4 protein-coding genes and 1 pseudogene are annotated in these 7,848 nt (G+C 57.4%); 3 read left to right on the forward strand and 2 right to left on the reverse strand.

Annotated features, from left to right (window positions below):
* Positions 1-315: IS66 family insertion sequence element accessory protein TnpB (tnpB, locus tag AB3X94_RS40720; RefSeq protein WP_368594291.1), on the forward strand; the 315-nt coding region annotated here is incomplete at its 5' end.
* Between the two features lie 30 nt (positions 316-345).
* Positions 346-1,914 carry an IS66 family transposase gene (locus tag AB3X94_RS40725; protein WP_368594292.1) on the forward strand — a complete coding sequence of 523 codons (1,569 nt, stop codon included), beginning with the start codon at positions 346-348 and terminating at the stop codon, positions 1,912-1,914.
* A 447-nt stretch (positions 1,915-2,361) separates the two neighbouring features.
* Here the strand turns inward: AB3X94_RS40725 and AB3X94_RS40730 are convergent.
* Together AB3X94_RS40730 and AB3X94_RS40735 are read right to left on the reverse strand one after the other, a co-directional pair.
* Positions 2,362-2,667, reverse strand: a pseudogene (locus AB3X94_RS40730) (transposase); the annotation flags it as partial.
* Between the two features lie 659 nt (positions 2,668-3,326).
* The gene (locus tag AB3X94_RS40735) at positions 3,327-4,085 is read right to left on the reverse strand and encodes a 4'-phosphopantetheinyl transferase superfamily protein (RefSeq protein WP_368594293.1); all 759 of its coding nucleotides are present in this window, start codon (positions 4,083-4,085) and stop codon (positions 3,327-3,329) included.
* A gap of 2,030 nt (positions 4,086-6,115) precedes the next feature.
* Between AB3X94_RS40735 and AB3X94_RS40740 the strand changes: the two genes are divergently transcribed.
* The coding region (locus AB3X94_RS40740) for a formyltransferase family protein (protein ID WP_368614407.1) at positions 6,116-7,848 on the forward strand (1,733 nt) is incomplete at its 3' end.

A 7,848-nucleotide genomic window follows, 5' to 3' on the forward strand; every position in this document is an offset into this window, starting at 1 on the left:
CCATCTCATTCCCGCGGCGCCCAGTGCGGCGGACCAGCCTGTATTCCTGGCCGTAGGCGGGGTGCCAGCGGTATGCGATCACCACAATTTGCGATCGGTATGTTGAATGTCGTGTGGCTTGGCGATCTGGTAAAGATTCTCTGGGCCTCGGAGGACGGAATCTGGCTGCTTGCGAAGCGGCTTGAACGAGGCCGTTTTATATGGCCCAAGGCCGACGGTGGCAAGGTCCATCTGAGCTCTGCGCAACTGTCGATGCTGCTTGAGGGCATCGACTGGCGACAGCCCCGTCGCACTGCCGCACTATCGATGTTGTAAACCGCGCGGCAGACTCGTAAACTACGGCGCATGTCGAACGGCGCCGATCTTCCTGACGATGTCGAGCTCCTGAAGGCCTTGCTGGTTGAGGCCCGTAGCCTGCTTGCCGAACGCGATGTCGAGATTGAGCAGCTCAAGGCGCAGATCGACAAGCTCAGGCGTATGCAGTTCGGTCGCAAGTCCGAGCAGCTGCAGCGGCAAATCGAGACGCTCGAGACTCAACTTGAGGATCTGGCGGCCGGGCGCGACGTTGTGGATGTGCAGCGTGCGCAGGCCCGAAGTGCAAATGCGTCCACCTCAAATGCGACTACAGACGAAGCGGCTTCCAGGCAAGCGCTTCCCGCGCATCTGCCGCGCGAGGATCATGTACTCAAGCCTGAATCAAGTTGCCCGGATTGCGGACAACCAATGCAGGTGCTCGGCGAGGACGAATCCGAACAACTCGCCCGGGTCGCAGCGGCGTTCAAGGTCATTCGCACGATCCGGCGAAAACTGGTTTGCCTATGCTGCAGCACTATCAGCCAGCCCCCGATGCCGGGCCTGCCGATCGAGCGGAGCATCGCCCATCCGAGCTTGCTCGCAGACATCCTCGTCTCGAAGTATGCAGACCACCAGCCGTTGTACCGGCAATCGGCGATCGCGGCACGCGACGGCGTGACACTTGACCGGGCCAGCATGGGCCGCTGGATCGGCCAGTGCGAGGCACTGTGCGCTCCGCTAACAGCGGCGCTGCGCCGCTATACGATGGCCGCGACCAAGCTGCACGCGGACGACACGCCGATCCCGGTGCTCTCACCGGGCAACAGGAAGACGCGCACCGGCCGGCTATGGGTCTACGTGCGCGACGATCATCGCTCGGGCTCGACGCAACCGGCGTCGGTCTGGTTCGCGTACTCGCCGAACCGGCAAGGCATCCATCCTCAAACCCATCTCGCCAACTTCAAAGGGATCCTGCAAGCGGACGCTTACGCGGGATTCGACGAATTGTTCCGCGATGGCTCGATACGCGAGGCGGCATGCCATGCGCACGCGAGGAGAAAGTTCTACGACATCCATGTGCGCACGCCATCTGACACAACACAAAAGGCACTCGAATATATTGGCGGGCTCTATGACATCGAGGCCTCCATTCGCGGCAGGCCAGCCGCCGAGCGGTTGCGAATACGGCAGGAGAAAGCCAGACCACTGCTTCAGATCTACGAAGCGTGGCTCAGGGCAAAGCTTGAAACGCTGTCGTCGAAGTCCGATACGGCCAAGGCGATCAACTACACACTGAACCAGTGGAGCGCACTGACGTTGTATTGCGAAGACGGTACGCTCGAGATCGACAACAATATCGCGGAGAATGCGCTGCGTTGTGTAAGCTTGGGCCGGAAAAATTTTTTATTCGCTGGCTCAGACAGCGGTGGCGAACGGGCAGCTGCGATGTACGCATTGATTGGCACTTGCACACTGAATGACATCGATCCGCGTGCCTACCTCGACTATGTGCTAACCCATATCGCCGGTCACAAAATCAATCGCATCGACGAGCTCCTGCCTTGGCGTGTGGCCGACAAGCTGCACACGCCAGCCAGTCCGCCAGATCCCGCTACCTGACCGGCAGCTCCAGTTCACCATCATGCCTCACGCGCACGCGCCTGGACGAACGGCCCAGCTGAGCCGCTTACGGATCAAGCGAGACTGCCGTCGCCTTGGCGGCCCCATGTCGCCCCAAAAGAACGTTGGCACCTTCGCGCAGTGACGGGTCTTGGATTTCGACTTGAACGACGCCTGGAAGAAGTTGATGTAGAGCGGCGAGACCTGCTAAAGGGGGCAAGGATTTCCGTGGCCGTCCAGACCTTGGCGCCTTCCGTAGCTGACCAAGCGGCGAACGATAGCGCCATTCTTCTGCTAGACCCACGCCTCGTCGTTCTTCGTGTATGCACGCGACCGCGTAAGCTCGATACCCGTCGGTTTGCAGAAGTCGCACACCGTCTCGTTCATGAAGGCGCTATCGTTGTCGCAATCTAGACCGCGCAGGGCAAACGGCAATGCACCGCGGACCTGTCCCCGACGGCCCTGTGCCACGCCTATCACCGAGCGCAGGTCACTCACCATGCTCTCAAAGCAGCCAGCCTGCAACCAGCGTTGAGTCTGCTGATACACCAACTCCCACGGCGGGAAATCATTGGGCAGCATCCTCCACGGCGCGCCGGCACGAGCCATCCAGCGCAATGCATCAAACATGTCGCGCAGTTCGTATTTGCGCTGGGGCGCGTCAACGTCCATCAGCGTCAGATACGGCGCCGCGAAACTCCATTCCTCATCCGACACATCAGTCGGATACCCTTTGCGGTCCGTTGTTTTCATCCCGCCAGGATACCAGGTCTCAATCGAAGTTCCTAACACGCTCTAAATATCCCCGAATCGATCTCGAAGCCGAAGGTGGGTCGTGCCACCGCCAACGTAGTATTCGACTTCAGCTTGGGGGCAAACAAGTGGGGAATATCAATGGCTCTGACCGACGATTTGAAGAAATGGGTTGGTGAAACGTTCACTGGTGAGTGGGAAGTTCAAGAGAGTACTGGTATAAGAATACGTCGGCAGCCCGATGTGCGCTAAAATTGCCTCTGCCGTCCTCGACATTACAACTCGCGTCACCGCTGATGTCTACAACATGTTGGCTGACCAGTCGAGGTAGACGAATGGCGTTGACATGTGGGCTCCAGAGTATTGGGGGACATGGGAGTCTGGACATACACATCGACGTGGAAAGGGCAGTCCAGCCATTGCTAGCATCTCATGGTTGGCACGTGCCGTACGGGCAATCTCAATTTTTGGTATTTCTGGTCTCAGGAAACGGGCCGAATCTCACCAATTCCTTTTCTCTGGAACGGCGCTTTTGATCAGATCACGATGATTTTTGCCCAAGTTATGCATTTCGGATGCGCCGACAGGCTGTTTTCGCTTCGCGCCAGCGCAAACTTTGGTCGGAGTTAAATTCTCGAAACGCTCAAGCTACATTGTGCCTACGCATCGCGCCAAGCGGCGTCGCGCGACCACGCGACACACGCGGCATAACCGCTCAGGGCACGAAGCCAAACTGCGTCGAGATTCGCAATCAGGTCGCGATTGCACACACTCTCCTCGGAAACTACGATGCTTGGCTCGTGCTGGCTGTCGCCAAGTACAGAAAACCATGTCATGCCTCCTCCGATGCCGACGCCACGTGCCTTCAACACCGCTTCCTTTGCCGTCCATACGTCATAAAATGCGTCGGTTCGTCTGTGCATCGGCAAAGCGCTCACGTGTGCCTCGTCGCGCGGCGCAAACACCGCTGACGCGAGCTTCCTCCAGTTGAGGTCATTGCGAGCAAATTCGATATCGACACCAACCGTCCGTCGCCGCGCAATTGCGACCAGACCATACTGCTCGGAATGCGAAACGTTGAAGTCGAGTTGCCGACCGGGGCCCCCTTGTATCCACTTATCGAGACGCGGTCGACCACCGGTGTCTAGCTCGAAACGCAATTCACTTGCCTTCAAATCTGTTCGTTCGGCCAGCAACTGACGCAGCACGACGCGCGTGATGGCACAACGCAGCGCATCGTCGCGGCGTCGGAAGCGCGCGACCTTTTCACGCTCATCGTCCGAGAGTGGAGCGAATGCGGGACAGTCGAGCGTCGCGCGAAAATCGAAGGTGATGAAAAAGATCTCAATATCTGCTGCCGAAGCACGTGGTACAGCGAGCTCGCGCACATCGAAAGCCGACTTTGCTAGGACAGTCATCAATTCGCTCCGATAGTGACAGTACTCTTGACGAGCGAAGCCGCGCCGCAGCGCCGACATGTGGTTCGCGATATTTTCAACGCGCTGCGCTGGATGGTGCGGGCCGGTGCATCTTGGCGCATGCTCTCGACCAGCTTCCCGCCGTACGAAATGTGCGAGTGCGACGATTGCTATCCGTCGCGCGCGGCGATTGGGGGGTCGTGCCAGCTGTTCGCTGCGAGAACCGAATACGTCAAGGGCGCTCCTTGGATGATAACGGATCCACGGCATGCCATCTCGATCCGTAGTGCCCGCACTCTCCGATTGCCTTGATTGCTGATGCCTTGGTGACCTGGCTCTCACCACTGTCACGAGGCTTAAACCGCCGCCAGAACAGTTCCAGTGCCAGTCGCGAGCCACCAACGGCCCCAATGCCACTCAGGCGTTTGAGGCGATCGATTCGCTTCCGCTCGGCTTCGGGAGGCTCCCGAGCGTCTCCTTTTCCAGTGTCGCCAGTTACTGCTTAAGGAGCGCCAGTTGTTCGCATTCGCGCAACAGCCGTCGCTGAAGTTCCAGTGGTAGTGGCGTACCGTCGTGGCACCGTACCTCGCCGCGTGCCAGACGTGCGGTGAATTTCCGGCTGTCGACTCGACCCCAGTAACCGAGCGTGACCAGTAGCTTGCACGTGCGCCGCCGGTGTTGCGGGACTTCCCTCTGCAGTTGCCCACGGTCGCGTATGACGTTGCACGACGTCTCATCGTGCGGCAACGGCACACGGATCGCGTGCATGCGATCCCGTTTACCATGCGGCCAACACACGCAGGTTGATGGCCAGCACGATTACTTCCATTCGGTGCGTCTTGTCGCGCCACTTCTGGTGTTCAACAGAGATGCTCGCGGGATCGACAAGACAGCATTCGATCCCTCGACCTTGCAAGGCATGACGGATCCAGAACGCGTCCTGGCCGGTCTCATAGCTTAGGGCAATCCATAGTTCATCTGGCAACGCCCATTTCTGCCGCTGCTGTCCAATCAGGGACAGCGCCGCCTACAGACGTGATGCAGCCCGTGACTGCGTGACCGTATGCACGGCTGGCCGATCTTAGCTAGCTGGCCACCCCATCTCAGCGTTCGATTGCTTGAGAAACTCTTTAAGACTGCAATATGCGCACCCGATCGGCGCTCCGTCAATTGACTGGCTTCTCGGATCCGCCCGCAGAAGTCGTTCGATTCATGCTTCTGGGTCGGGCACTACCGGATGAATAACTCCCCACGCTCTGGAGCTTCCGCCAAATTCGGTGCCGCTCAAAGCCTCAGAAACTGGGCGATATTAGAAAATCGCTAGGACATCGAAAAAAGATTTGATATCAATGCGGTGCACGATCGGTGGCATGATGGTACCCATTCCGTACCGGCTGCAGTGTCTGATTTGCTTGTGCGTGCACAAGGTTTTCACTGATAGGGGCGCATTCGTGCGTTGGCAGGCGAATTCCAGAAGGTCGGGTACTTTATTCGGGTTTGCAAAAGTAGTTGCGTTGCCTTGGCTACGTCGCTGATCGGCGCAAATGCATGAGCGGTGGTTTGGCTGGAGCAAAGGGGCAGAGATACATCTGCGGGCGGGAATCGTGATGAAGCGGTGCGCTCAGCTTCTTCTCGCAGATAGGCGTCAACTTGATGCGGATGCGAACGCTTGCCATTCTGGCGTGTACGGGAGAAATCGCGACATCGGCAGCACCGGACCTTTGTTCGTGAGTCGCTGGGAACTCGTCAACGCGCCGGCTGTGTCAAATAGCGAGCGGGTGTTCACGAACCCACATTCAGCGGCAGCATTGCCTTCGATGCTTTCCGTGGCGGTGTCGTCATAACGGCGGCACGCTTGGCCAAATGACTTCGGTCTTGGCTGGGAGATTAAGATGTTAAATCGTATTCCCTTGGCGCGCCCGGATCATGGGGCGAATAATCGGTTAGCCTTATCAAAGGTGTCTAGCGTTATTGTCGGTAGCGGTACGCTAGCCATTAGGTGTGCTCAGCTAGCCCAGGAAATGGGGCACGTGATCCGCGCGGTGCTTTGTGCGGACTCCCGGTTTTCCGAGTGGGCCACCGGTGCCAATATCCTATGTTGTAGCAGCGTCGACGAGCTCTCGACATTTATAGATATTGAGCCCGTTGAATATATATTTTCTGTCGCCAATCCGTTCATATTGCCAGTGGGTGTGCTTAGGCAGGCACGTCAAGGCGCTTTCAATTATCATGATGGACCGCTCCCTCAATATGCGGGAACTCATGCCACTTCTTGGGCGTTGCTTGCTGGTGAAAGCGAATATGCAATTACGTGGCATTGTATGGATCAATGCGTCGATACTGGTGATGTGGTCGTTCGGCGTCAGGTTTTAATAACGCCGACCGACACTGCATTCACCCTAAACATTAGATGTTATGAGGCTGCTATCGAGGGGTTCCGTGAGTTGCTAATTGGATTGACCGACGGGGCCCTCGATATACGTCCGCAAAGGCTGCTGGACAGGAGCTACTTTCCGAGATATCGAAGGCCCGATGTTGGGGGCTGTTTACGTTGGGATCGATCTGCGGAAGATTTGTCTGCAATGGTGCGGGCCTTGGATTTCGGAACAAATTATCCAAATCCGTTGGGAATGCCAAAGGTTATCTTGGTCGATGATCTTGTGGCAGTCAAACGCGTAAAGGTTCTGGATCGATGCTCGGATGAGCTTCCGGGTTCCTTGCTGGGGATCCACCGTTGGCATTGGCGTGTCGCGACAGCTACGCAAGATGTCGATGTTTGGTTTTCTGGTCCGGACGGTCAATCTATTGACGCGTCGGCGCTCGCGAAGCATCACGGTCTGGATATGGGAGACCGTCTTCACATATTCGGTGTAGAACAGGCGTCGAGCATTACTTCCGAGCTCGAAATGTTAGCCGTGCAAGAGTCATTTTGGCGCCAGCGGCTTGCCGGGTTCAGATCGTTGCAGCTTCCCTTTTTTTCGTCGTCGGCTTTGGCCATGACGAAATGGCAGTCCAGTTCGGAGAATGCTTTTAGCGTTTTGGCTGAATTGGCACCGATCGAGCGCATGGTACACATAGTGGTCGGCTGGCTAATCTATCTTGCCCGCATCTCAGGTGAATCTGAGCTTCAGTTGGGATGGAGTCCTACGCTCAACGTATCGGGAGTTGCATCGGAAGCAACAGGGTTGCATATTGCCGCAGTCGTGCCGATGAAAATTGTAGTTGATCTCGATGATGCTTTTGCAGAGGTGCGTAGGACAGTTGAGGCCGAATTCGCTCTGCTTCGAGCACACAAAAGTTTTGCTGGGGATCTCGTTGCACGCTACCCGGCGTTAAAGAACATAGAGGCACTTCGATCGCGGTGCCCGTGGCCGATTGGTATCACGATAAGGGAAGGTGCTTCTTCGCATGAGCTGGGATCAGCGCCGAATTCTGGAATACCTCGCTCGGGCAACGTGCTGACGCTTGAAGTGTGCTCTTTGGACGGTAGCTTTCGATGGCACTTCGACAGAAGCCGCTTGGCACCGGAGAATGTCGAACGTATTACACAGCATTTGGAACAATTGTTGGGTGCTGTGATGGCCGAGCCCCGGCAGCCGGTGGGCCGCATCGACATCCTGCCGGCGGCGGAGCGCGGGTATCTGCTGGAGGAGCTGAACCGCACGGAGGCGGCGTATCCGTCGGAGCGGTGCATCCATGAGCTGTTCGAGGCGCAGGTGCGGCGGGCACCGGAGGCGGTGGCGCTGGTGCATGAGAACGAGAG

This window comes from Paraburkholderia sp. BR10923, from assembly GCF_040948765.1.
Classification (GTDB): Bacteria; Pseudomonadota; Gammaproteobacteria; order Burkholderiales; family Burkholderiaceae; genus Paraburkholderia; species Paraburkholderia youngii.

Coding starts and splice junctions, on each gene's coding strand:
- AB3X94_RS40725 (WP_368594292.1), top strand. CDS start 346: ATGTCGAACGGCGCCGATCTTCCTGACGATGTCGAGCTCCTGAAGGCC.
- AB3X94_RS40735 (WP_368594293.1), bottom strand. CDS start 4,085: ATGACTGTCCTAGCAAAGTCGGCTTTCGATGTGCGCGAGCTCGCTGTA.